The sequence below is a fragment of the Brevibacterium samyangense genome, from assembly GCF_039529845.1.
GTDB classification, from domain to species: domain Bacteria; phylum Actinomycetota; class Actinomycetes; order Actinomycetales; family Brevibacteriaceae; genus Brevibacterium; species Brevibacterium samyangense.
On the sequence record NZ_BAAANO010000008.1, the window covers coordinates 237,034 to 260,319 of the forward strand.

General features: G+C 67.7%; 23 protein-coding genes and 1 tRNA gene. 20 read left to right on the forward strand and 4 right to left on the reverse strand.

Translation table 11 applies throughout. The annotated features are described in order from the left end of the window. Positions 1-135: 135 nt before the first annotated feature. The 13 genes from ABD172_RS05035 (at position 136) to ABD172_RS05095 (ending at position 12,930) form a co-directional block, all read left to right on the forward strand. Complete coding sequence (locus tag ABD172_RS05035; protein WP_344307505.1) at positions 136-1,713, forward strand: alanine/glycine:cation symporter family protein; 1,578 nt, start codon at positions 136-138, stop codon at positions 1,711-1,713. A gap of 126 nt (positions 1,714-1,839) precedes the next feature. Then, complete coding sequence (gene malQ, locus ABD172_RS05040; protein ID WP_344307507.1) at positions 1,840-4,089, forward strand: 4-alpha-glucanotransferase; 2,250 nt, start codon at positions 1,840-1,842, stop codon at positions 4,087-4,089. A gap of 26 nt (positions 4,090-4,115) precedes the next feature. Beyond that, positions 4,116-4,427 (forward strand): chorismate mutase, encoded by a 312-nt coding sequence (locus tag ABD172_RS05045; protein ID WP_344307508.1) that lies wholly within the window; start codon positions 4,116-4,118, stop codon positions 4,425-4,427. Positions 4,428-4,665: 238 nt separating this feature from the next. After that, on the forward strand, positions 4,666-4,974 hold the full coding sequence (rplU, locus tag ABD172_RS05050) for a 50S ribosomal protein L21 (protein ID WP_344307510.1): 309 nt from the start codon (positions 4,666-4,668) through the stop codon (positions 4,972-4,974). Positions 4,975-5,024: 50 nt separating this feature from the next. Next, a complete protein-coding gene (gene rpmA, locus ABD172_RS05055) occupies positions 5,025-5,279 on the forward strand; it encodes a 50S ribosomal protein L27 (protein WP_344307512.1) in 255 nt (84 codons plus the stop codon). Positions 5,280-5,463: 184 nt separating this feature from the next. Next, complete coding sequence (gene obgE, locus ABD172_RS05060; protein WP_344307514.1) at positions 5,464-6,999, forward strand: GTPase ObgE; 1,536 nt, start codon at positions 5,464-5,466, stop codon at positions 6,997-6,999. Positions 7,000-7,019: 20 nt separating this feature from the next. Then, on the forward strand, positions 7,020-8,159 hold the full coding sequence (proB, locus tag ABD172_RS05065; RefSeq protein WP_344307516.1) for a glutamate 5-kinase: 1,140 nt from the start codon (positions 7,020-7,022) through the stop codon (positions 8,157-8,159). Between the two features lie 58 nt (positions 8,160-8,217). After that, positions 8,218-9,513: a glutamate-5-semialdehyde dehydrogenase gene (locus ABD172_RS05070; RefSeq protein WP_344307518.1), complete on the forward strand. Its 1,296-nt coding sequence runs from the start codon at positions 8,218-8,220 to the stop codon at positions 9,511-9,513. 138 nt (positions 9,514-9,651) lie between these two features. Then, complete coding sequence (locus tag ABD172_RS05075) at positions 9,652-9,816, forward strand: hypothetical protein (RefSeq protein WP_344307520.1); 165 nt, start codon at positions 9,652-9,654, stop codon at positions 9,814-9,816. Between the two features lie 52 nt (positions 9,817-9,868). Continuing rightward, positions 9,869-10,465, forward strand: coding sequence for a nicotinate-nucleotide adenylyltransferase (gene nadD, locus ABD172_RS05080; RefSeq protein ID WP_344307522.1), 597 nt, complete (start codon positions 9,869-9,871; stop codon positions 10,463-10,465). A 2-nt stretch (positions 10,466-10,467) separates the two neighbouring features. Next, positions 10,468-11,874 (forward strand): hypothetical protein, encoded by a 1,407-nt coding sequence (locus ABD172_RS05085; RefSeq protein WP_344307524.1) that lies wholly within the window; start codon positions 10,468-10,470, stop codon positions 11,872-11,874. A 35-nt stretch (positions 11,875-11,909) separates the two neighbouring features. Next, a complete protein-coding gene (gene rsfS, locus ABD172_RS05090) occupies positions 11,910-12,302 on the forward strand; it encodes a ribosome silencing factor (protein WP_344307526.1) in 393 nt (130 codons plus the stop codon). Positions 12,303-12,309: 7 nt separating this feature from the next. Then, on the forward strand, positions 12,310-12,930 hold the full coding sequence (locus ABD172_RS05095) for a histidine phosphatase family protein (RefSeq protein ID WP_344307528.1): 621 nt from the start codon (positions 12,310-12,312) through the stop codon (positions 12,928-12,930). A gap of 14 nt (positions 12,931-12,944) precedes the next feature. Here the strand turns inward: ABD172_RS05095 and ABD172_RS05100 are convergent, their stop codons facing one another. Next, the gene (locus tag ABD172_RS05100; protein WP_344307530.1) at positions 12,945-14,039 is read right to left on the reverse strand and encodes a glycosyltransferase family 4 protein; all 1,095 of its coding nucleotides are present in this window, start codon (positions 14,037-14,039) and stop codon (positions 12,945-12,947) included. Positions 14,040-14,263: 224 nt separating this feature from the next. Between ABD172_RS05100 and ABD172_RS05105 the strand changes: the two genes are divergently transcribed. From ABD172_RS05105 to ABD172_RS05130, 6 genes are read left to right on the forward strand one after another with little or no spacing between them, the layout of a single operon-like run. Continuing rightward, on the forward strand, positions 14,264-17,332 hold the full coding sequence (locus ABD172_RS05105; RefSeq protein WP_344307532.1) for a DUF4040 family protein: 3,069 nt from the start codon (positions 14,264-14,266) through the stop codon (positions 17,330-17,332). Continuing rightward, positions 17,329-17,661, forward strand: coding sequence for a sodium:proton antiporter (locus ABD172_RS05110; protein ID WP_344307534.1), 333 nt, complete (start codon positions 17,329-17,331; stop codon positions 17,659-17,661). Before ABD172_RS05105 ends, ABD172_RS05110 begins: the two co-directional genes overlap by 4 nt. Next, positions 17,658-19,184 carry a proton-conducting transporter transmembrane domain-containing protein gene (locus tag ABD172_RS05115; protein WP_344307537.1) on the forward strand — a complete coding sequence of 509 codons (1,527 nt, stop codon included), beginning with the start codon at positions 17,658-17,660 and terminating at the stop codon, positions 19,182-19,184. Before ABD172_RS05110 ends, ABD172_RS05115 begins: the two co-directional genes overlap by 4 nt. Further along, positions 19,181-19,615 (forward strand): Na+/H+ antiporter subunit E, encoded by a 435-nt coding sequence (locus ABD172_RS05120; RefSeq protein WP_344307539.1) that lies wholly within the window; start codon positions 19,181-19,183, stop codon positions 19,613-19,615. Before ABD172_RS05115 ends, ABD172_RS05120 begins: the two co-directional genes overlap by 4 nt. Continuing rightward, complete coding sequence (locus ABD172_RS05125; RefSeq protein ID WP_344307540.1) at positions 19,612-19,872, forward strand: MrpF/PhaF family protein; 261 nt, start codon at positions 19,612-19,614, stop codon at positions 19,870-19,872. The genes ABD172_RS05120 and ABD172_RS05125 overlap by 4 nt, the downstream gene beginning before the upstream one ends. Next, the gene (locus ABD172_RS05130; RefSeq protein ID WP_344307542.1) at positions 19,872-20,243 is read left to right on the forward strand and encodes a cation:proton antiporter; all 372 of its coding nucleotides are present in this window, start codon (positions 19,872-19,874) and stop codon (positions 20,241-20,243) included. Before ABD172_RS05125 ends, ABD172_RS05130 begins: the two co-directional genes overlap by 1 nt. Before the next feature lie 196 nt (positions 20,244-20,439). On the opposite strand, the gene ABD172_RS05135 is transcribed toward ABD172_RS05130, so the two are convergent. Beyond that, positions 20,440-21,369: an alpha/beta fold hydrolase gene (locus ABD172_RS05135; protein ID WP_344307544.1), complete on the reverse strand. Its 930-nt coding sequence runs from the start codon at positions 21,367-21,369 to the stop codon at positions 20,440-20,442. Between the two features lie 178 nt (positions 21,370-21,547). On the opposite strand from ABD172_RS05135, the gene ABD172_RS05140 reads away from it, so the two are divergent. Beyond that, a tRNA-Ala gene (locus ABD172_RS05140) sits at positions 21,548-21,620 on the forward strand. Between the two features lie 621 nt (positions 21,621-22,241). Here ABD172_RS05140 and ABD172_RS05145 read toward each other — a convergent pair. After that, a complete protein-coding gene (locus ABD172_RS05145) occupies positions 22,242-22,970 on the reverse strand; it encodes a VIT1/CCC1 transporter family protein (RefSeq protein ID WP_344307546.1) in 729 nt (242 codons plus the stop codon). Between the two features lie 53 nt (positions 22,971-23,023). Beyond that, positions 23,024-23,185 (reverse strand): hypothetical protein, encoded by a 162-nt coding sequence (locus tag ABD172_RS05150; RefSeq protein WP_344307548.1) that lies wholly within the window; start codon positions 23,183-23,185, stop codon positions 23,024-23,026. Positions 23,186-23,286 lie beyond the last annotated feature (101 nt).

Sequence of the window (23,286 nt, forward strand, 5' to 3'; positions counted from 1 at the left end):
CGTCCGGGGCGCCGTGCGTCGTCCGCCCCGGGGCGGCGCTGTTCCACATCGTGGGAGTTACGATCGTGTAAACGTCTGCGGCGGACAAGTCCCCCAGCTTGATTCGGGGTGTGATGTGCGTCATTCTCTCTTCTCATGACCGAATCACTTGTGAGCAGCGCCACCATTCTGGCCACCGCTGCGACCGGACCCATGACGATCGACGAACGCGTCGACGCGGCCCTCGCGCCCTTCGTCACCGCGTTCTCCAACATCATCTTCTTCGCCGTCCCGCTTCCCGGTGGCGGTTCCTTCCCCCTCGTCGTCGCGTGGCTCATCCTCGGCGCGCTCGTCTTCACCCTCTATTTCGGCTTCATCCAGTTCCGCGGCTTCGGCGTCGCGCTCGAGGTCGTCCGGGGCAAGTTCTCCAAGCCGACCGATCCCGGTGAGGTCACGCACTTCCAGGCCCTCGCCTCCGCCGTGTCCGGCACCGTCGGCCTCGGCAACATCGCAGGTGTGGGTGCCGCCATGGCTCTCGGTGGTCCGGGTGCGGCTTTCTGGATGATCGTCGCCGGCCTCCTCGGCATGGCCTCGAAGTTCGCCGAGTGCACCCTCGGTGTCATGTACCGCGAGATCGACAAGGACGGCGTGGTCCACGGCGGACCGTTCAAGTACCTGCCCGTCGCCTTCAAGGTGTTCTCGACTCCGGTCGCCAAGGTGCTCACCGGTCTCTTCGCGATCGCGATCCTGCTCTTCGGTGTCGCCGGCGGCGGCATGTTCCAGGCCAACCAGGCCTTCGTCCAGATCCAGAACGTCACCGGTGGCGACGAGGGTCTCCTCGGTTCGCAGTGGGCCGGCCTCGTCGTCGGCATCATCATCGCGGCGTTCGTCGGTGCCGTGATCATCGGTGGGATCAAGTCGATTGCGAAGGTCACCGACAAGCTCGTGCCCGCGATGGCGATCCTCTACATCTTCTCGTGCCTCGTCGTCATCCTCGGCAACATCACACACATCGGTCCCGCCATTGCCGACATCTTCGCCGGTGCGTTCACCCCGCAGGCCGGTCTGGGCGGCATCATCGGCGTCATGATCGTCGGATTCCAGCGTGCCGCGTTCTCGAACGAGTCCGGTATCGGCTCGGCCGCGATCGCGCACTCCGCCGTGAAGACGCGCCGCCCGGTGTCCGAGGGCTTCGTCGCTCTCCTCGAGCCGTTCCTCGACACCGTCGTGGTCTGCACCATGACCGCACTCACGATCATCATCGCCGGCCAGCAGTCCTACACCGATGCGGTCGCGATGGCCTCGGCCGGTGAGGAACTCTCGGTCGACGGCGTGACACTTGCTTCGGACGCGTTCTCGACGATCACCGGCTGGTGGCCGATGCTCCTCACTATCGCCGTCGTCCTCTTCGCTGTTTCCACGCTCATCACCTGGGCGTACTACGGCCAGAAGGCATGGCACTACCTGTTCGGCAAGCGAGTCGTCGGTGACTACATCTACAAGGCGATCCTGCTCGCCTTCATCATCATCGGCTGCATGGCCTCGTTCAGCCAGATCGTGAACTTCGCGGACGCCGCGCTCTTCATGTGTGCGTTCATCAACATCCTCGGCCTCTACATCCTCATGCCGAAGGTGAAGAAGGCGATGAAGGAATTCCTCGCGGAGCGCAGGTCGGGCAAGCTCTACGATCTCGGCGACGACGAGATCGACTCGAAGGAGTCGGTGACCGCCTGAGCGGTCCGTTCCGGCCCGCGGCCCAGGCCGTACTCCGCCGAGGCGCCCCGGTGGTGAGGAGAAGTCCTCACCACCGGGGCGCCTCGGCGGTTCTGTGTGTCCGTGCGGACGGTTAGAGTCGGGTTCATGGTGGATGTGAGCAACAGCACGCGGCGCACGGCGGAGGAATCGGCAGCGATCCGCGCAGCGGCGCGGGCCCGCGGGGTCCAACCCGATTACGTGTCCGCGCAGGGTGAGCCGGTCTCGGTACCTCCCGGGACCCTCGCGACGGTGCTCGGGGCGCTCGGCCCGGAAAGCGGTGCAACGCACGTCGTCCCGTCGTTCACCGCGACCTTCGTCGGCACTCCTGCGCTCGTCCCTCTCGGGTCCTCCGACCCAGGACCGGCCGAGGTGAACGTCACCCTCGTGACCGAGGACGGCGAGGACATTCCGCTCACGGTCCGTCGCGTCGGCGACCGGCCCGTCGTGGTCGTCCCACCGGACGTGCCCGAGGGCTACCACGAACTCGTCGTCACCGGAGGAGGGGCCCGGGGACGTGCCGGTGAGGCGCATGGAGTGCACACCGGACCCGACCCTGCCATCGCTGAACCGCTCACCGGGTCCGACCGGGCCAACGGACCGGACCCGCTCACCGTCGGTTCGGGCACGGTCCTCGTCGCCCCCGCCCGCGCTCCCGAGGTCGAGGAACGCGCCTGGGGCCTCACCGTGCAGCTGTACTCGGTGCGTTCCGGGCGGTCCTGGGGGATCGGCGATTTCGGGGACCTCGCGGATCTCCTCGCGCTCGGCGCCGCTCACGGTGCGGACTTCGTGCTCATCAACCCCATTCATGCCGGACGCCCGCTCCCACCGCTCGAGAACTCCCCGTACCTGCCGTCCAGCCGCCAGGCGATCGACCCGATCTACCTGCGGATCGAGGACGTCCCCGAATTCGCCCGCGCCCGTGCCGAATTCCGCGATCGGTGCGCGGTCCTCCGAGCGGGTTGGGCCGAGGAGGCACGGATCGGGACACCGATCGACCGTGATCGCGTCCTCGCGGACAAACTCCGCGCCCTCGCGGAGCTCTACCTCCTCACCCGCACTCCGGCGGCGGGGGACGACCCGGACCGGGCGGCGACAGTCCCGACGGAGGCCCTTCCGGGGGGAGCCCGCAGCGCCCGCCTGGCCCGGTTCATCGCCGAGGCGCCCGAGGGCACGCGCGCGTGGGCCGCCTTCAACGCCGCCGCGGTGGCCGAGAACGAGGCCGCGGATGCGTGGCCCGGGGTCCTCCAGGAACCGGATTTCTGGATGTGGACCCAGTTCCTCGCCCGAGAACAACTCGAGGCCGCCGAGCGCACCGCGCAAGAACTCGGCATGTCGATCGGGCTCATGACCGACCTCGCGGTCGGCGTCTCCCGCGACGGCGCGGATGCCACGGCTCTCGCCGAGTACTTCGCTCCCGGCGTGTCCGTCGGTGCCCCCGCGGACTACTACAACCAGCTCGGCCAGGACTGGTCCCAGCCGCCGTGGCATCCCGAGCGACTCGCCGAGGCCGACTACGCCCCGCTGCGCGACCTCTTCCGCACCGCTTTCACCGGTGCGGGTGGAATCCGGATCGACCACGCCATGGGTCTCTTCCGCCTGTGGTGGGTACCCGAGGGGCATGCGGCGAAGGACGGCGCATACGTCGCGTACGACTCGGAGGCGATCCTCGCGGTGCTCGTGACGGAGGCCGCGCGCGCCGGCGTCGTCATCGTGGGGGAGGACCTCGGCACGGTGGCACCCGGAGTACGGGAACGGCTCGCGGACCTCGGGATCCTCGGGACCTCGGTCATGTGGTTCGAACGGGACGCGGAGACCGGACTCCTCACGGATCCGGAGGACTACCGTGAACTCACCCTCGCGACGCTCGACACCCACGACATGATGCCGCTCGCCGGCCACCTCGACCTCGCCGACGTCGATCTCTCCGAGGAACTCCATCAACTCGCGGACGATCCCGAGGTCGTGCGCGCGGTCGAACGGCAGGACCGCCAGAATGTCCTCGAGGGGCTCAGGGCCGCGGGTGTTCCCGTGCCGGAGGGGACCGTCGGCTCCATCCGCGACCACGCGGCGTTCTCGGAGGCCTTCCACGCGTACCTCGCCCGCGCCTCGAGCGCGCTGCTCGGGGTAGCACTCACGGATGTCGTCGGTGAGGCGCGCGCGCAGAACAAACCGGGTACGTCCACCGAGTACCCCAATTGGACCGTGCCACTCGCGGACGGCACGGGTGCGCCGGTGCTCCTCGACGACTTCTTCACGCCGGGATCGGGACCTGCGGAACGACTCCGGACGATCGCGGCGTGCTTCTCCGCCGCGGATCACGGAAGGGACGACGGGGGGATGCCGCACCTCGACTAAGCTCGGGCGACGAACGAAGGGGCATCATGACGGACATTCCTGCTGAGCTCGCGCGCCTGCGCGGCAGTATCGACAACCTCGACGCGGCACTCGTGCACGTGCTCGCCGAACGCTTCAAACTCACCGAACGGGTCGGTGAGCTCAAGGCGAAGCACGCCCTGCCACCGGCCGATCCGGCCAGGGAGGCGCGGCAGGTCGAGCGCCTGCGTCGCCTCGCGGAGGACTCCCACCTCGACCCCGAGTTCGCGGAGAAGTTCCTCGCGTTCATCGTGGCGGAGGTCATCCGCCACCACGAACGGATCGCCGAGGAACACACCTCGGACGATCGCACCGCGTGACGCAAACCACGCGCGCGGTGTGCTGTGGGCTTTTGACCCCCCGCCGGGCCGCAGCGTAGGATGGAACGTCGGTGCCGCGCAGTCGTCTGCGCGATGCCACAGGGCTGACTCTCCCTCCCAATGGGTACTTCACCAAGAGCGGGTCGCCGTCGCACATGTCGTTCCTCCGGGCCCGCCCTGGAAGGGCGCATGGTCAGAGTTCCCCACGGAACGCAGAACGAACGAGGAAGGTACGTACATGGTCTACGCCATCGTCCGCGCCGGAGGACACCAGGAAAAGGTTTCCGTCGGCGACATCATCACTGTCAACCGCATGAAGGCCGAGGCCGGCGACACGATCGAACTCCCGGTCGTTCTGCACGTCGACGGGGAGACCGTCACCCACGCCGCTGATGCCCTCGCGAAGATCACCGTTTCCGCCGAGGTCGTCGACGAGCTCCGTGGACCGAAGATCGTGATCCAGAAGTACAAGAACAAGACGGGCTACAAGAAGCGTCAGGGCCACCGCCAGGACCTCACCCGCCTCAAGATCACCGGTATCAAGTAATCACTTCATCCCGCTTCGGGACCTGACAACTCTCCGCAGGAGGAACAGACATGGCACACAAGAAGGGCGCGAGCTCCACTCGCAACGGTCGTGACTCGAACGCACAGCGCCTCGGCGTGAAGCGCTTCGGCGGCCAGCTCGTCAACGCCGGCGAGATCATCGTCCGCCAGCGTGGCACCCACTTCCACCCCGGCAACAACGTCGGCCGTGGCGGCGACGACACCCTCTTCGCCCTCTCCGCGGGCGCCGTGAAGTTCGGCGAGCGCAAGGGCCGCAAGGTCGTCGACATCGTCGTGGCGGGCTGAACGAGAGTTCTTCCGCGCGCACGCGCATGAACGTCCGCACTCCGCTCGGAGTGCCCGCACCCCTTCCGGGGTGCACCCGGTGAAAGGGGTGAGCCACCGCGCTCACCCCTTTTCCGCATTCCCGGCTCGTCCGGACATCCAGGCACGCCCGGTCATCCGCCCGGCAGGTAGGTAAGAGGAACCCATGGCAACAGAGTTCATCGATCGCGTCGTTCTCCACGTCTCCGCAGGAGACGGCGGCAACGGCTGCGTCTCCATCCACCGGGAGAAGTTCAAGCCCCTCGGCGGGCCGGACGGTGCCAATGGCGGTGACGGGGGCAACGTCGTCCTCGTCGTCGACGACCAGACGACGACGCTGCTGCCGTACCAGCGCAGCCCGCACAGGTCCGCACCGAACGGTGGCATCGGCAAGGGCGACCTCCGGCACGGCGCGGACGGTGAGGACCTCGTCCTCCCGGTTCCGGACGGCACCGTCGTGAAGACGACCGACGGCGAGGTGCTCGCGGACCTCGTCGGCCACGGCACGGAGTTCGTGGCGGCCTCCGGCGGGCGCGGTGGGCTCGGGAACGCGGCCCTCGCCTCGCCGAAGCGCAAGGCCCCCGGATTCGCGCTCCTCGGGACTCCTGGGGAGACCCGCTCGATCGTTCTCGAGGTGAAGACGATCGCGGATGTCGCGCTCGTCGGTTTCCCGTCGGCCGGCAAGTCCAGCCTCATCGCTGCGCTCTCGGCTGCCCGGCCGAAGATCGCGGAGTACCCCTTCACGACCCTCGTGCCCAACCTCGGTGTCGTACAGGCCGGAGAGATCCGTTACACGATCGCGGACGTTCCCGGTCTCATCCCCGGTGCCTCCGAGGGCCGCGGGCTCGGTCTCGAGTTCCTCCGGCACGTCGAACGCTGCGCCGCGATCGTCCACGTCATCGACATGGCGACCTGGGATCCGGGTCGCGACCCGGTGTCCGACCTCGAGACGATCGAGAACGAGCTCGCGGCCTATGCGGTGGAGATCGGGACCGACGGGGGCGAGCTGCTGCCGCTCACCGAACGCCCGAAGCTCGTCGCCCTCAACAAGGTCGACATCCCGGACGGCAAGGAGCTGGCCGACCTCGTCCGGGCCGACCTCGAAGCCGCCGGTTACCGCGTGTTCGAGGTGTCCGCGGTGAGCCACAAGGGGCTGCGCGAACTGTCCTTCGCCATGGCGGAACTCGTGGCCGCCGAACGCGAACGCCGGGAGACCACCCCGGTCGTACGCGAACGCGTCGTCATCCGCCCGAAGGCCGTCGACGACAAGGGCTTCCGCATCGAGGTCGAGCAGACCCCCGAGGGAGAGGTGTTCCGGATCCTCGGCGAGAAGCCCGAACGCTGGGTCATCCAGACCGATTTCGCGAACGACGAAGCCGTCGGATACCTGGGAGATCGCCTCGAGCGACTGGGCATCGAGACGGCCCTCTTCAAGGCGGGCGCAACTCCGGGTGCTACCGTCGTCATCGGTCCCGGTGAAGGTGTCGTCTTCGACTGGGACCCGACCATGGTCGGTGGCGCGGAGCTCCTGGGCTCCCGTGGAACGGACCTGCGTCTCGAGGATTCCGGCCGCGCGTCCCGCAAGGAACGCAAGGCCGCCTTCCACGAACGTATGGACGCCAAGGCCGCCGCCCGCGCCGAGATGGAAGCGGAGCGGCTGGCCGAGAAGTCATCGACGTCCCCTACCGAGAGGAACCAATGACGTCATCCGATACACAGCCCATGCCCGAGCTGAGCGAGGCGCGAGAGATCGTCGCCGAGGCGAAGCGGGTGGTCGTGAAGATCGGATCATCCTCCCTCACGTCCGTCGAGGGCGGACTCAATCGGGAGAACCTCGAGCGCGTGACGAACGTGCTCGCCCGCCACCGGGCCGCCGGTCATGAGGTCATCCTCGTGTCGTCCGGCGCAGTGGCAGCCGGCCTCGAGCCGATGGGTCTGACGGAACGCCCCGACGACCTGGCGACGAAGCAGGCTGCGGCCGCAGTCGGACAGAGCCTGGTCATGGCGGCCTACACCGACGTGCTCGCGGAGCACGGTGTCGTCCCGGCCCAGGTACTGCTCACCGCCGAGGACCTCATGCGGCGGACCAGCTACCGCAATGCCCAGCGCACGATCGAACGTCTTCTCGCGCTCGGGTGCTTCCCGATCGTGAACGAGAACGACGCGGTCGCCACGAGCGAGGTGCGGTTCGGCGACAACGACCGGATCGCCGCGCTCGTCGCCCACCTCGCGCACGCCGATGCGCTCATCCTGCTGTCCGACGTGGCAGCGCTCTACACCGCTCCTCCCGGCACCCCCGGCGCGGAGGCGGTCGACTTCGTCGCCGATCAGGGGGACCTCGAGGACCTCGGCATCGGAGGGACCGGTGCCGCAGGCGTCGGTTCCGGCGGCATGCAGACGAAGGTCCAGGCCGCGACGATGGCTGCGGACTCCGGGATCCCCACCGTGCTCACCTCGGCCCCGAACGTCGAGGCGGCACTGCACGGCGACGAGATCGGCACCTACTTCGGCGTCACCCACAAGCGCCGGCAGAAGCGCATCCTGTGGCTCGGTCACCTCGCGCGGACGGTCGGCAAGGTCCGGGTCGACGCGGGCGCCGTGAAAGCGCTCGAGGGGCGCGGCACCTCGCTGCTCGCGGTCGGTGTCACCGATGTCGAGGGCGAGTTCGAGGCCGGGGACCCGGTCGACGTCGTCGGCCCGCGCGGTGATCTCGTGGGACGCGGTTTCGTGAATTTCTCCTCCGAGGAACTGCCCATGATGTTCGGGCTCACCACGGAAGAACTCGGCGAGCGGTACGGACAGGACTACCGGAAGGAAGTCATCCACCGCAACGACCTCATGCTCTCGGACGCCGTGTTCTGATCCCCCGGCCGACCCCGTCCACCGCCATCGATGCAGCCACCGGCTCAGGAAGGCTTCCATGACCGACACCATCGTCCCCGAGGTCGACGACCGCGTGCAGCGCGGCGTGACCCGTATCGTCCGGGCCTCGAAGAAGGCCTCCACCCTCATGTCCGCCGCCTCCACCGCGGAGAAGAACGCCGCCCTCGAGGCGATCGCGCAGATCCTGCTCGATCGCACCGAGGAGATCATCGAGGCGAACGCCGAGGACATCGAGACCGCCCGCAACAAGGGCATCGCCGAAGGTCTCATCGACCGTCTCACCCTCTCCGCGGAACGCATCTCGAACATCGCAGGGGCCGTCCGCGAGATCATCGCGCTGCCGGACCCCGTCGGCGACGTCGTGCTCGGCAAGGTGTTGCCCAACGGCATCCGCCTCTCGCAGGAGCGCGTCCCGATGGGCGTCGTCGGCGCCATCTACGAAGCCCGCCCCAATGTCACGGTCGACATCGCGTCGCTCGCGATCAAGAGTGGCAATGCGGTCGTGCTCCGGGGCGGCTCCGCCGCGAAGTCCTCGAACACGCTGCTCATCAGTCTGCTCCGCAAGGCGATCGCGTCCGTCGGCCTGCCCGCCGATGCGATTGCCGGTATCGACGAGTTCGGACGGGACGGGGCCAAGGTCCTCATGCACGCCCGTGACTACGTGGACATCCTCATCCCGCGCGGGGGAGCGGACCTCATCTCCACCGTCGTGCACGAGTCGATCGTGCCGGTCATCGAGACCGGTGTGGGCAACGTCCACATGTTCATCGACGCCACCGCCCCGGTGCGAATGGCGGTCGACCTCGCCGTGAACTCGAAGACGCACCGTCCGAGCGTGTGCAACTCGCTCGAGACCCTCCTCATCCACGAGAAGGCGGCGAAGCGTGTGCTGCCGAAGATCCTCGAGAGGTTCGAGCAGGCGGGGGTCGTCGTGCACGCGGACACCGACGTGCAGGAACTCGCTCCCGAGGGCATGAAGATCCGCCGGGTGTCGCGCCGTGACTGGGCGACGGAGTACCTCGCGCTCGAGATCGCCGTGAAGATCGTGCCGGGCCTCGACGACGCGATCGAGCACATCCGCGCCTACTCCTCGGGCCACACCGAGGTCATCGTGACGAACGATCTCGCGCAGGCGGATTCGTTCGTCGCGGCGATCGATGCAGCCGCCGTGGGTGTGAATGTTTCCACACGTTTCACCGACGGCGGCGAGTTCGGACTCGGCGCGGAGGTGGGGATCTCCACCCAGAAACTGCATGCGCGGGGTCCGATGGGGCTGAGTGCGCTCACCACCACGAAGTGGATCATGCGTGGCCACGGCCAGGTGAGGAACTAGATCCCGGTAGACTGACCGCGGATTCGTCCACCTGCGCGGTGGACCCAGAATCCCGGACCGGCTCGCGGGGGCGCCCGTACGCGTGCCCACGAGCCGGCCCGGGAACCGACCGACACAACGTTCGACAAGGAGATCCGAGTGAAAATCTCGACCGTGCTCGCACAGGCCGCCGAAGAAGGCCACCACATCGTGAACGAGCTTCCCGTGGACCCGATCTGGTACGGCGTGGTGGCGTTCGCCATCCTCATGCTTCTCATGCTCGTCACCATGTCGTGGAAGGGCATCTCCTACCGTCACAAGTGACGGAGGGGACAAGGGTTCGACCGGCCGGTCGTGAGATGGGTTCTGCCGCCGCATGAGTTTCGTGACCCGCAGGGTGGGCGTGATGGGTGGAACGTTCGACCCGATCCACCACGGCCACCTCGTCGCCGCCAGTGAGGTGGCGGCGAAGTTCGCTCTCGACGAGGTCGTGTTCGTCCCGACCGGTCAGCCGTACCACAAGGCCGGCAAGACGGTGAGCGACAAGGAACACCGCTACCTCATGACGGTGATCGCCACAGCATCGAATCCTCGTTTCACCGTGTCCCGGGCGGATATCGACCGCCCGGGGGAGACCTACACGGTTGACACCCTGCGCGAGTTGTCCGAGGCGTACGGTGAGGACACGGAACTCTTCTTCATCACCGGCGCGGACGCCCTCACCCAGATCATCAACTGGAAGAATGTCGACGAAATGTTCTCGATGGCCCACTTCGTCGGCGTCACGCGTCCGGGTCACGAACTCGATATCGAGGGCCTTCCCATGCAGGCCGTGAGCCTGTTGCAGATCCCGGCACTGGCGATCTCGTCGACCGATTGCCGGGCCCGGGTGCAGGACGGGCTCCCCGTCTGGTACCTGGTCCCGGACGGGGTGGTCCAGTACATCGCCAAACACGAGTTGTACAGGAAGTGAGCATGGCTGAGCAGCAGTTCATGACGCGCAAGGAACGCCGTGAGGCGGAGCGGCGCGCTCGGGAGGCCGAACAGGCGCGCCTGAACGCGGAGGTCGCGAAGATCCGGGAGGAGACCCCTGCCGCGCCGACCTCCCCTGCCGCACCCTCCGAGAGCGCCGGAACCGCCGAGGCGCCCGCCGCCGGTGCGGCCCCGGCATCTGCTCAGTCGGCGCCTTCCCCGACCCCTGCAGCCTCTCCTTCCGCGGCACCCGCGCAGAAGTCCGCTCCGGAGAAGCCTGCGGACCTGCCGCACTTCGAGACCCGTGCCGAACTGCGTCGGTACCTCCGCGAACACGGGCTCGAGCCCAAGCCGGTCGACGCCGATGAGGCTCCGGCCGGATTCGTCGAGGGGCGGACGCCGCCCCCGGAATCCGTCGCCCCGAGCAAGCCGGGCCGTCACACCGCGTCGATCCCGGTCGTCACCGAGGACCAGGCGAAGGGCGTCCCCGCGAAGCCGGCCGGCTCACCGTCGACAGGTGAACAACGCACCGCGCCCACTGCCGGGAAGACCGCCGCGGCGAAGGCCCCCGCAGCGGAGGCTCCCACGACGAAGACCCCGGCTTCGAAGCCTGCGCAGGCCACGCCCGCCCAGCAGGCACCGAACGCCGAGGCCGGGCCGGCGAAATCGGCCGGGAAGAAAGACCCCACGGCAAAGCCCGGCGAAGCCGCCGCGACCGCGAAGCCCGCCGAGGCCGCCGCGACCGCGAAGCCCGTGGAGAAGAAGACTCCTGCGGCGAACGAGAACCAGGACGCGAAACCGAACCAGGACGCGAAGTCGGCGGTGACGCCGCAGCCGCAGAAGGGCGGCGCCGGCAAGCCCGGTCGGGCGAAGCCTGCTTCCGGTCCAGCCGCGAAGCAGCAGAAGGGCGGTGCGCAGCAGAAGCCCACCGCGCCCGAGAAACCCGCCGGGAAGAAGGCGGCCGACACCCTCGCTCCCGCGAAGGGCCCCTCGGACTCAGGGCCCCCCACCCAGGTCCAGCCGGTCGTCGGCGGAGGAGACTCCGTCGATCCGACCGACTTCACCGCACGCCGTCAGGCCGCGACGAGTCAGGACGACTCGACGGGGTCCATCCCGACGCGCGTTCGTCGAGCCCCCGTCGTGATGCCGCCGACCACCGGTGGCATCCACGTCGTCACGGGGCAGACCCCGGCGGTCGACGGTTCCGCCTCGAGCGGTGCGGCGGACGACGGGGACGGCGACGAGGTCGCCCACCCGCCGGCACCCCCGGTCCCGGCGCGCGACGTCACGCAGCAGGACGGCGACATCCTCGTCGGCGAGGTCCCGTCCAAGGTGCCGTTCCTCATCCTCGCCGCGTTCGCGGCCGTGGCGCTCGTCCTCATCGTCGTCGCCCTGTTCCTCATCTTCTGAACCCACCCGCGCTCCACCCTGCCGAAAGGACCTCAGTGACGGCCACTCCGGAAGCCCTCGCCCTCGCCCGTACCGCCGCCCGCGCGGCCTCGGAGCTCTTGGGCACCGATCTCGTCGGTCTCGATGTGAGCGAGCAGTTGTACCTCACCGAGGTGTTCGTCATCGCCTCGGCGACGAACGAGCGGCAGGTGAACGCGATCGTCGATGCGGTCGAGGAACACCTGTTCAGGGAGCACGACGTGAAGGCGGCGCGGCGTGAGGGTCGGGGCGAGGGACGGTGGGTCCTCCTCGACTTCCGCGATATCGTCGTGCACGTGTTCCACCAGGAGGACCGCGAGTTCTACGCCCTCGAGAGCCTGTGGAAGGACTGCCCGGTCGTGGACCTGCAGCTGCCGGAGGTACCCGGGGCGCAGGCTGCGGGGGAGTGAGCCCTCGATGGTGAAGCAGATCGTCCTGTGGCGTCACGGGCAGACGGACTACAACCGGGAGGGCCGGTTCCAGGGGCAGTTCGACGTGCCCCTCAACGCGCACGGCCTCGCTCAGGCGAAGGCGACGGCTCCGGTCGTCGCGGCGTTCGGCATCGACAGCATCCACTCCTCGGATCTCACCCGTGCGTTCCAGACAGCGACCGCCCTCGCGGAGTACACGGGCCTGCCCGTGGAGAAGAATCCGTTGCTGCGTGAGCTCTCCGTCGGCGACTGGGAGGGAAAGACCCGCGAGGACATCGGTCGGATCTGGCCGGACCAGCTCGAGGCGTGGAACACCGGACAGGACGTCCGCCCGCCGAACGGGGAGAGCCGGGCGGAATCGACCGCGCGCGTCGTCGCCGCGATCCACGAGATCGTCGCGAACGCCGGTGAGGACGAGAGCGTGGCGATCGTCGCGCACGGAGCCGTGCTCCGCGGTGCTGCCGAGGCGCTGCTCGGCCTCGGTGCCGACCACACCGGGTACCTCGGCGTCATGATGAACTGCGGATACGGAGTGCTCACGCCCCGCCGCGGTACCTGGGTGCTGCGCCAGTGGTCGGCCGGAGAGGATCCGGGCGCCGTCGCCTGACGACCTGCGGACCCTCAGCTCCTGCGCTGTGTGTGCAGGTCCCGTGCGAGTTCGAGCAGGGCGCGTGCCGAGCGTTCCCAGGAGAACTCGGCCGCCTTGCCCGGCGCGGATCCTGCCCGTGCGGCCCACACCTCGGCGTCGGTGAGCGTCGTGACGGCCCGGGCGATGTCCGCCGGGTCCCGCGGATCGAAGAACTCGGCGACGCCATCGGCGAGCTCGTGGAAGATCTGCAGGTCGGAGACGGCCACGGGGACGCCCCGGCTCATCGCCTCGATGACGGGGAGTCCGAAACCCTCGTCGAGTGACGCGGTGACGAGAGCGGTCGCGGAGTCGAGCAGACGCGCGTACTCCTCGTCGCTCACGCCGTGGTGGAAGACCACCCGCGCGCGGGCGGGCACGAGCGCCCGGAGAGCCCGTTCGCGCTTCGGCTCGATCCGACTCGTGAGGTGGAGGGTCCAGCCGGGGAGGTGCTCGAGGGCGCCGATGAGCGACTCGACATTCTTGTACGGCAGGAAGGCGCCCATGTACACGAGGTTCCGGGCGTCGTGACCGGACGGCCGACTCGGCAGCGGCGAGACCGGTGTCGCGGCATTGGAGACGATGTGCACCGGCCGACGGGTGAGCCCGTGCTGCGCGATGAGATCGGCGGTCGTGCGGGAGACGGCGGCGACCGCATCGGCCCGGTCGAGCAGCACGCGCTGGGGCCAGTACGCCGTGTGGTAGAGGCGCCAGGCGAGGCGGACCGGGGCCGGGAGGTCGCGCGGGGGCAGCGGGTGCCGGTAGTAGATGAGGTCGTGGAGCGTGAGGACGAGTGCGTAGTTCCGCCGCCACGAGCCCATGACCTGCATCGTCGAGAAGACGACGTCCGCGCCGAGCGCGTTGAGCTCCGCGGCGACGAAGGGTTCCTTCGCACTCACCGGATTCGCGAGCACCACGTACGGCGTCTCCGGGAGATTCGCGAGCTGGCGTTCGTCGTGGACGATCGCCGTCACCTCGACCTCGGTGCCGCGGGTGATCCGCAGGAGCGCTCCGAGCAGTTCGGAACCGTAACGGGAGATGCCGTCGTGGTGGGGGAAGCGGGTGAACCGCGCATCGAAGAACAACTTCACCCGGTCAGCCTAGCGGTGCGGACACTGCGCCTTTCCGAGCGCGTCGATCGGAAAGGCGCGCATATGTGACGATCCGGTTTCGATGACCGTCCGGCGGGCGTCCAGGTTTTCCTGCCGAACGCTCAATCGGTAGGATGAACTCCCATGAAGTCTCATCGTCGCGACCAGGTTCCGCCGGTGGAAACCAGCCCCGGAACCGTGGCCCAGAGGAAGGCGGTGAGCGCGTGACGATCCCACTCACTCTGGTTCTCACGGCAGCGTTCGTCGTCCTGACCCCGTTGCTCGTGAAAGGCCTCGGAAGACACGCCGGCTGGATCCTCGGCGTCGGTTACCTCGGTGCTGCGGGCGTCTTCCTCCCTGCTGTGGGCGCCGCACTTGCCGGCTCCCCACTGGCCTGGTCGTTCGACTGGATCCCCTCCTACGACGTGTCGCTCGCGTTCCGCGCGGACGGGATCGGCGTGGTCTTCACGCTCGTCTCGCTCGTCATCGGTGCGTTCGTGCTCTTCTACTCGACGTCGTACCTCAAGCACGGGGGATCGATGAGCTTCTACTGGCTCATCACCACCTTCACGTTCGCGATGGTGGGTCTCGTGCTCACGAACGACCTCTTCGTCCTGTTCGTGTGCTGGGAGATCACCTCGCTCGCGTCCTTCGCGCTCATCGCGCGGTCCGGTTCCGAGGGTGAGGCGCCGTCGTTCCGGACCATGTTGCTCACCTTCATCGGCGGCCTGTTCCTCCTCGTCGCGGTCGGCGTCATCGTCGCGGCGACCGGCACCTCGAACATCCAGGACGCGTTCGCCTCCGAGGTGTGGGGTGCGAACCCGGGGCTCACGACTCTCGTCGCCGTCCTCGTCGCGCTCGCGGCGATGACGAAGTCCGCCCAGTTCCCCTTCCACTCGTGGCTGCCCGATGCCATGGCTGCCGCCACCCCGGTGAGCGCGTACCTGCACGCTGCCGCCGTCGTGAAGGCCGGTATCTTCCTCCTCATCCGGTTCAGCCCCGTCTTCCACGACGTGACGGCCTGGAACGCCCTCCTCATCACGGCCGGTCTCATCACCTGTGCGATCGGCGGCTGGTTCGCCCTCGGACAGCACGACCTCAAGAAGCTCATGGCGTACTCGACGGTGAGCCAGCTCGGCCTCATCGTCGCGACGATCGGCGTCGGGACCGAACTCGCACTCGCGGCCGCCGTCCTCCACGTCATCGCCCACGCGCTCTTCAAGTCCGGACTGTTCATGATGGTCGGCGTCATCGACCACGTCGCGCACACCCGTGACTTCCGCCGCTTCCCGCGGCTCATCCGCCTCGCCCCGACGTCGTTCGTCGTCGTGCTCCTCGGTGCGGCGTCGATGGCGGGCATCCCGCCGCTGTTCGGTTTCGCCTCGAAGGAGACGGTGCTCACCGCCCTCCACGAGGCGCCCGGCGGGTTCGGCACCCTCGTCCTCGTGGCCGGAGCCGCCGCTTCGGTCCTCACCTTCGCCTACTGCGCGAGGATCGTGTTCGGTGTCTTCTTCGACGGCCCCGAGCCGACCGCCGAGCAGGTCCAGGAGATGAAGGGGCACGAGGACCCCGTCATGCTCGTCTCCGCGGCGCTGCCGATCCTCGCATCGGTGCCGCTCGCGTTCATGCTCCCGACGGTCGAGAAGCTCGTCGTTCCCGCGGTCGTGGGTGCGCTCCCGGGCACCGACCCGCATCCGCACTTCGCGTTGTGGCACGGGTTCACCCTCGAACTGCTCGCCTCCGCGTGCATCATCGCCGCCGGTGTCGTCATCGTGCTCGTCCGCAAGCGGGCATGGCAGTTCTTCCTCGATGCCCAGTTGCCGTTCGACGGAGCGACCGTCATCTCCGCGATCACCCGCGGCCTCGAGAAGGCCGGCAACCGGTTCGCCCGGGCGGTCGAACCGGTCCGCGCGGCGCCGCACCTCGTCATGATGCTCGGCCTGTTCTCGGTCGTCGTGCTCGGTGGTACCGGGGCGATCCTCGCCGGACCGGGGCTGCCGCCCATGCACGCGGGCCTCTCGCGGCCGATCGATCTCGTGCTCCTCGTCCTCATCGCCTTCGCCACGCTCGCGACGTGCTTCTCGCGGTCGCGGATGGCGGCGACCGTCGCACTGTCGACGATCGGCATCCTCGTGACTGTGCAGATCATCTCGCTAGGCGCGCCGGACGTGACGCTCACCCAGCTCCTCGTCGAGGCGATGTCGATCATCGTCATCATGCTCGTCTCGCAGAAGCTGCCGCGGACTTTCTGGAGGTACCCCCGCAGGCACCAGGTTCCGCGCGCGCTGTTCGCCGGGTTCGTCGGTTTCGCGGCCGGTGTCGCGGTGTGGGCGATGACCGGTCGCCGTGAGCGCTCCGAGATCGCGATGTACTATCTCGACGAGACCTACGACGTCGCCGGCGGACACAATGTCGTCAACGTCATCCTCGTCGAGTTCCGTGCACTCGATACGCTCGGCGAGCTCTCGGTGCTCGGCATGGCCGGGATCGCGATCGTCGCGATCCTCTCCTCGGTCCGTGACCGTTTCATCGACCCGCCCGCCTCGGACATCCCCGAGGTGCCACGTATGCCGTGGGTGAAACTCCGTCCGCAGGGGTCGACCGCGTACAGCGCGGCGTTCACCGCATGGCCCAACATGATCCCGATGCAGCTGAGTGTCCGGCTCATGGCGCCGATCCTCGCGATCACCTCGGCACTCGTCTTTTGGCGCGGCCACAACGAGCCCGGTGGTGGCTTCATCGCCGCGCTCATCGCCTCGGCCATCATCGGCCTGCTCTACATGTCGACCTCGTCCGACCGTGCCGTCGGTCCGCCGCGGCTGCCGATCGTCCTCATCGGCGGCGGTGTGCTCGTCGCGGTGCTCGACGGTGTGCTCGGACTCGTGGCCGGAGGCAGCTTCCTCAAGCCGCTCCACGGCGAATGGCTCGGCCAGTACTGGACGACCTCGATGGTGTTCGACCTCGGTGTGTACATGGCGGTCATCGGCATGATCCTCGCGTCCTTCAATCTGCTCGGGACCTCCGACAGTGCGTTCACACCGGCCGGAACGGACGTCCTCCTCAACGGACGGATGTATCGCGATGTCGAGACCCGCAGTCACGACGGCCACCACGAGCTCACCCGTGAACGTGTCGACGAGATGGTCCACGGTGAACTCGTCGGTCCGCTCGAAGCAACCCGCGGGGAGGCACCCGCGGAGGAGGAACGTGCCCACGTGAGATCGACAGTGAGATGGGGCACGACCTCGCGCCACATGTCGTCCGGCGTCGAACCCAAGGAGCGTGGCGAATGATTCTCGCGATCACCGTGGCCGTGCTCACCGCCGGCGGCGTGTATCTCATGCTGCAGCGGTCGATGGTACGGACCATCTTCGGCCTCACGTTGCTGTCGCACGCCGCGAACTTCGCCCTGCTGGCCGGCGGCGTGAGTGCGTGGCGCGGCGAGCCGATCGACGGGCGTACGCCCGCCGAACTCGCGGCGGACCCGCTACCCCAGGCCTTCGTCCTCACCGCGATCGTGATCTCCCTGGCGGTCACGATCATCATGCTCGCCCTGGCCGTTCTCGGCCACGACGACGACCAGTACACGACTCCGGAGACCGGGGAGGGACACGAACAGTGAACGGTGCTCTTCTGCTCCTCCTCGTCGGCGTTCCCCTCGCTGCAGCGGCACTCTGCGTGCTCGTGCGCGCCCGGTGGTTCGTGCGGACGCTCCTTCTCGCGGTACCGGCCTTCGTCGGCGCGGCGGGTGTGTATCTCTTCGTGCTCCACCGCACTGTCCCCGTGATCGCGGACTCCGTCGGTGGATTCGTCCACGGGGTCGCGATCTCGTTCGCCTCGGACTCGCTCACGGCGCTCATGCTCGTCGTGTGTTCGCTCGCCGCGCTCGTGTGCGTGTGGTTCCTCATGGCGACGGGCGAGGACCAGTACCGGTTCATCCCGGCCCTCGTCCTCATGATGCTCACGGGTGTCTACGGCGCCCTGCTCACCGCGGACCTCTTCAACCTCTTCGTCTTCGTCGAGGTCATGGTGCTGCCGTCCTACGCCCTCGTGTCCGTGACGGGGACGTGGCGGCGCCTCGGGGTCGGCCGGATGTTCATCATCGTCAACCTCGTGACCTCGACGGTGCTCGTCATCGGTGTCGGCTTCGTGTACGGCGCGCTCGGGACGGTGAATGTCGCGGTCCTCGCTCGGATGGCGCACGCCGGTGAGGTCACCGGTGCCGGCTCGCTCGCGATCGGCATCGTTCTCACCGCCTTCGTCATCAAGGCCGGAGCTGCTCCCGTCCACGGGTGGCTCGTCCGCAGCTACCCGTTCACCTCGGCGGGCATGATGGCCGTGTTCTCGGGCCTGCTCACGAAGGTCGGTCTCTACGCGTTCTACCGTGTGTACGTGACGATCTACGGCGAGGAGTCGCCGTTCGCGAACGTCCTCCTCGTCCTCGTCGTCGTCACGATCCTCGTCGCGGTCGTGAGCTGCTTCGGCGAGAACCGGGTGCGCAACGTCCTCGCGTTCCAGATGACCTCCGGCGTCGGTCACATCCTCATCGGCGTCGTCATCGCGAGCGTCGCCGCGCTCCAGGCCGGCATCTTCTACACGGTTCACCACATCATCACGATGGCGGGTCTCCTCCTCACGATCGGCGCGGTCGAACAGGTGTACGGCACCGGTTCGTACTCGAAACTGTCCGGCCTCGTGAAGCGTGAGAAGTGGGCCGCGATCCTCATGGTCCTCGGACTGTTCTCGCTCGTCGGGTTCCCGCCCACCTCGGGACTGTGGGGCAAGGTGGGACTCCTCGGCGCCTCGGCCGAAGCCGGGGGAACCCGTGGCGTCGTCATCGTCGTCACCGTGGTGATCGGTTCGATCATCGCGCTCATGGCGCTCCAACGCCTGTGGTCGAACACCTTCTGGGGTGCACCCATGAAGGTGTACTACCCGGACTCGCCGATCGCGGGCCGCCGACCGGCCACCGAACTCACCGACGACGTCCGTATCCCGGCTCGGCTCCTGCTGCCGGGCACCGTGATGATCGGGCTCTCGGTGGCCCTGTTCCTGTGGGCCGAACCCCTCGTGGCGGCCTCCGGGGCGGCTGCGACCGGCCTCGTCGACTCTGCTCCCTACATCCAGGCGGTGCTCGGAGAATGATGAACCCAGTGACATTCGCCGGCTACTGCGCGTGGATCGGCAAGGAGATCCTGAGCGGGACGCTCGACGTCTTCACGAACCTCGTGAAGCCCGGTCAGTACGGCACTCCGATGATCGTCGAGGTGCCCCTGCGGTGCGAGAGCGATCTCGAGATCACGTTCTTCGCCTCGTCCATCACGATCACCCCGGGCACGCTCGTCGTCGCGGCGGCCGCCGGGGACGACGAGACCGGGCGCAGGCCCACGCTGTTCGTCCACTCGTTGTTCAACGACACGGAGGACGAGGCGCTCGACGGTCTGTTCGACATGGAGGAACGCCTGTTGCGCGCGATGCGCGGGGCCGGCAACGTTCCGGAGCGCATCACGCCGCGTACGGGTCGTGATGCGGACGGACGGGCGGCCGCCGACGGAACGGAAGGAGATCGCGCATGAGTATCGTGCTGTGGATCGGAATCGGGCTGCTCGCGCTGGCGATCGCGGTCGGTGTCGTGCGGGTGCTCACCGCGAAGGACAACGGTACGCGCGCGATCGTCGGTGACCTCGTGTACTTCGCAGCGATCGGCGTACTCGCGTGCATCGCGATGCTCGTCGACATGTCGATCGCCCTCGACATCATCTTCCTCGCGTCGCTCCTGGGCATCCTGTCGACGGTGGCGCTTTCCCGGATTCAGACGAGGGGGCACCGCTGATGATCGTCGTGGCGAATGTGATCACCGCAGTGTGCGTGCTTCTCGGCGCATCGACGATCCTCCTGAGCGGGATCGCGATGTACCGGGCGCAGGACGCGCTCGCGCGGATCAACGTGTTCTCTCCGGCCACGGGTCTGGGCATGCCCCTCATCGTCATCGGGGCGTATGCGCACACGCTCGTCGTCGACGGCTTCGGTGTGGTGCGGCTGTTCATGGCGATCGTGGCCGTGCTATCGCTCGTCATCGTGTCGTCGGTGGCGTCGAACGTGCTTTCCCGGTCGGTGTTCGTGTCCGGTGCGCCGGTGTGGCGCGAGACGTCCCCGAACCGTCTGGCTGAACCGCGCGACCCCGCGGAGGACGCAGGGTTGTAACGGCGCCGGTCCTGTGGAGGTGCACTGTGGAAGTGCACGACGGGCGTCCGTGTACGGATGTCGGATCAGCTGTGCATTCCGGCACGAAACTGCACGCGAAGTTCGTGCCGGAATGCACAGCTGATTGCCGTTTCGTCCCAAAGTGCACAGGTGATCTCGCGGCCGGAGTGAGAGTCGGTGCACGGCCCGCCCCGGTTCACACCCCTTCGCGGGTCCAGAACTCCTCGAGGCTCTGGGCGGTCCGCAGCGGGCGCTCGTAGTGCACGAGGTGGCCCACCCCGCTGAACCACTCGACGCTCGCACGGGGGAGTGCGGCGACGAACGCGCGGGTCCCGGGCTCGGGCGCGACCGCATCGGCGGTGCCGGCGATGACGTGGACCGGCATCATGAGGGACTGCTCGACCTCGCGGACGGTGTGCGAGACCGACACGTCGAACGCCTCCGCGAGCGAGTCACGGTCGGAGAACGTGGAGAAATACCGCGCGTGCTGATCGTGGATGTAGCGACGCAGCCCGCGGTCACGTGTCGTGGCCATGACCTCGCTCATGATGCGCACGATGAGCGGATGACCGAGGACGGCGAGGCCCGCGCGTTCCGGTAGTTTCGCGGACACCGCGTAGTAGAACCGCGCAAGTGCGGTCATGAAGCGCGACGGGCCCTCGAGAGCCGGAGAGGTGATCGGGTTGATGAAGGCGAGAACGTCGGTTGTGCGGGTGGGGGAGAGATCGCTCGCGCCGTCGCTGCCTGCAGCCCAGTGCGCGACGAGGATCGATCCGAACGAATGCCCGACGACGAGGGGTGAACGGCCCGTTCGCCTCGCGATCTCATGGACGAGCGCGTCGAGCCACGCGGTGTACGCCTGGAGCGTGAGGCCTTCGGCGAGCGGCGGGGTCTCCCCGAAACCGGGCAGGTCCGGTACGAAGACCTGCCTCGACCGCAGGTCCCGCGCGATGAGGTTCATCCCGTGGTGGTCGCCGCGGAAGCCGTGGACGAGCAGAACGGGTCGCGCCGAGGCGCCCAGCAGGTCCCCGCGCACCGCCGGGTACTCCCACACCGCAGTGGGCAGGGCCGCACTGCTGGAAGCGGTGACCTCGAAGGTGTGCCGGGTGGGCATGCGTGTGTTCATCGGGTTCAGAGTACTGGGGAGGTCCGGATCGGTGCTGGGAGGTGCCGACACGTTCACGCCCAGGGCGGGCCCGACTCGTGACCGACGTCACCAGCGCAAATGCGGTTCGAGATTTGCGAGGAGTGTGCGGGTCGGTCTAAAGTTATGTCTCGTTCCCGCGGGGACGAGAAGTGAACTCGGGGGTATGGCGCAGTTGGTAGCGCGTCTCCATGGCATGGAGAAGGTCAGGGGTTCGAATCCCCTTACCTCCACCGCACGCACAGGGCTCGAACCCTTGCCAATGGAAACGTTGGCAGAGGTTCGGGCCTTGTTCATGTCTGCGGCCCAGGTCAGCGCGTTAGCGTTGACCTGCGGATCGAGGAGCATTTCGAAGGGCCGGCTGTGCTCGACGCGCAACTCGTTGTCCTCGTCGATGAAGACCTTCGTGAAGAACGCCTGGTTGCACAGCCGCCGGTTGGTGTCGTCGCAGCGGGCGTAGATGTCAGCGCAGTTGGCGAGTAGGCCGAGCGCGTCAACGAGGTGGTGCCGGGAATCTGGAACGCTCCTCTGACCAGATAGCGGGTTGCGCGAGGTTTCGCACCGCAACCCCCGATGCAACCCCTGGTTGCAACGCGAGAGGAGGCGGTCTCGACGCGCGTGACGAGCGCCGACGACGGCTACAGGAATCTACTGCACCCCGTGGGCGTGATGATGCTGACCGGAGCTATTCGGCGCCGCCGCCCCGCTACTTTGCCGAAGCCGGCCCTTTCCGTCCTCTTGGCTCGGCTCCGGCCCCACCCAACTTGATCGAGGCCGCTCATCGCGGGCGTGGAAAACCGAACGGCCGGTGAACGCCACCTTCACGGTCAGCTGGGTTCAGCGGTCGTCTCCGCTCAGCCAACAGCGACGCCGAAGAGCAGGCCGATGAGGTAAGTCGCAATCATCGTCGCTGAGCCCATCACCACGTTCCGGAGGATGGCCCGGCCGCGCGGGGCCCCGCCGAGCGCGGCGCTGATCCAGCCGGTGAGGAACAAGCCGATCACCACTGCAACCGCGGCGATCCAGACGCGATTCTCGCCGAATGGCAAAAGGATCATTACGAGCGGGATGAGTGCTCCCAGCGCGAACGAGACGAATGACGAGACAGCCGCCGCCCAGGGGCTGGTGAACTCTTCGGGGTCGATTCCAAGTTCAACCTCTGCATGGGCTGCGAGGGCGTCCTTCGCGGTGAGCTCGACCGCGACCTGATGCGCGAGGTCGTCCGAGAGCCCACGCTGACGGTAGAAGCCGGCGAGTTCTTCGAGTTCTTCCTGAGGCATGGTCTCGAGTTCCCATTTCTCCTTGGTGATCAGCGCCTTCTCGGTATCGCGCTGGGTGCTCACCGAAACGTACTCGCCTCCGGCCATCGAGAATGCGCCAGCGACCACTGCGGCGATTCCTGCCGTGGCGATCGCGAGAACGTTGTTCGGGGTCGCCGCTGCGACACCGATCACGACGCCAGCGGTCGAGATGATGCCGTCGTTCGCTCCCAGTACCCCGGCGCGCAGCCAGTTGAGTCGCTGGCCGATGCCCCGGTCGTGAGGTTCGCCGGGATGGGCTTGCGGTGCTGTTTTTCTAGCCATGGCTCGGTGCCTCCATAGTGATTCTCAGTGGGTTCGCTGGCTCTCTCGGCCTGTCAGCGGTGTGCGCCGTCTGCGTTGGCTCGCGACGCCTTGAGTTTGCGCTCGGCGCGCGGGCCGACGGCGCGCAGCGCGCCCAGGATCGCGACGAGGTCGACGACTTCTTGGAGCCAGGCCCCGATCAACGCGGGAAGGAACCCGAACGCTGCGACGAGCATGAGACCCAAGCTGATGATGATGCCGAGCCAGATTGGGCTGTGTCAAATTTTGTGGACAGTGAAACGTAAATCTTCCTCGGGTCAAGCAGCGGCTGGTACGG

What these genes read in the sequence shown, in the direction of transcription:
- ABD172_RS05145 (WP_344307546.1), bottom strand. Translation starts at nt 22,970, where the DNA reads ATGGCTAGAAAAACAGCACCGCAAGCCCATCCCGGCGAACCTCACGAC.
- ABD172_RS05045 (WP_344307508.1), top strand. Translation starts at nt 4,116, where the DNA reads ATGACGGACATTCCTGCTGAGCTCGCGCGCCTGCGCGGCAGTATCGAC.
- obgE (WP_344307514.1), top strand. Translation starts at nt 5,464, where the DNA reads ATGGCAACAGAGTTCATCGATCGCGTCGTTCTCCACGTCTCCGCAGGA.
- ABD172_RS05135 (WP_344307544.1), bottom strand. Translation starts at nt 21,369, where the DNA reads ATGAACACACGCATGCCCACCCGGCACACCTTCGAGGTCACCGCTTCC.
- ABD172_RS05085 (WP_344307524.1), top strand. Translation starts at nt 10,468, where the DNA reads ATGGCTGAGCAGCAGTTCATGACGCGCAAGGAACGCCGTGAGGCGGAG.
- ABD172_RS05125 (WP_344307540.1), top strand. Translation starts at nt 19,612, where the DNA reads ATGAGTATCGTGCTGTGGATCGGAATCGGGCTGCTCGCGCTGGCGATC.
- ABD172_RS05110 (WP_344307534.1), top strand. Translation starts at nt 17,329, where the DNA reads ATGATTCTCGCGATCACCGTGGCCGTGCTCACCGCCGGCGGCGTGTAT.
- ABD172_RS05095 (WP_344307528.1), top strand. Translation starts at nt 12,310, where the DNA reads ATGGTGAAGCAGATCGTCCTGTGGCGTCACGGGCAGACGGACTACAAC.
- rplU (WP_344307510.1), top strand. Translation starts at nt 4,666, where the DNA reads ATGGTCTACGCCATCGTCCGCGCCGGAGGACACCAGGAAAAGGTTTCC.
- malQ (WP_344307507.1), top strand. Translation starts at nt 1,840, where the DNA reads ATGGTGGATGTGAGCAACAGCACGCGGCGCACGGCGGAGGAATCGGCA.
- ABD172_RS05130 (WP_344307542.1), top strand. Translation starts at nt 19,872, where the DNA reads ATGATCGTCGTGGCGAATGTGATCACCGCAGTGTGCGTGCTTCTCGGC.
- ABD172_RS05150 (WP_344307548.1), bottom strand. Translation starts at nt 23,185, where the DNA reads ATGCTCGTCGCAGCGTTCGGGTTCCTTCCCGCGTTGATCGGGGCCTGG.
- nadD (WP_344307522.1), top strand. Translation starts at nt 9,869, where the DNA reads ATGAGTTTCGTGACCCGCAGGGTGGGCGTGATGGGTGGAACGTTCGAC.
- ABD172_RS05035 (WP_344307505.1), top strand. Translation starts at nt 136, where the DNA reads ATGACCGAATCACTTGTGAGCAGCGCCACCATTCTGGCCACCGCTGCG.
- rpmA (WP_344307512.1), top strand. Translation starts at nt 5,025, where the DNA reads ATGGCACACAAGAAGGGCGCGAGCTCCACTCGCAACGGTCGTGACTCG.
- ABD172_RS05070 (WP_344307518.1), top strand. Translation starts at nt 8,218, where the DNA reads ATGACCGACACCATCGTCCCCGAGGTCGACGACCGCGTGCAGCGCGGC.
- ABD172_RS05120 (WP_344307539.1), top strand. Translation starts at nt 19,181, where the DNA reads ATGATGAACCCAGTGACATTCGCCGGCTACTGCGCGTGGATCGGCAAG.
- proB (WP_344307516.1), top strand. Translation starts at nt 7,020, where the DNA reads ATGCCCGAGCTGAGCGAGGCGCGAGAGATCGTCGCCGAGGCGAAGCGG.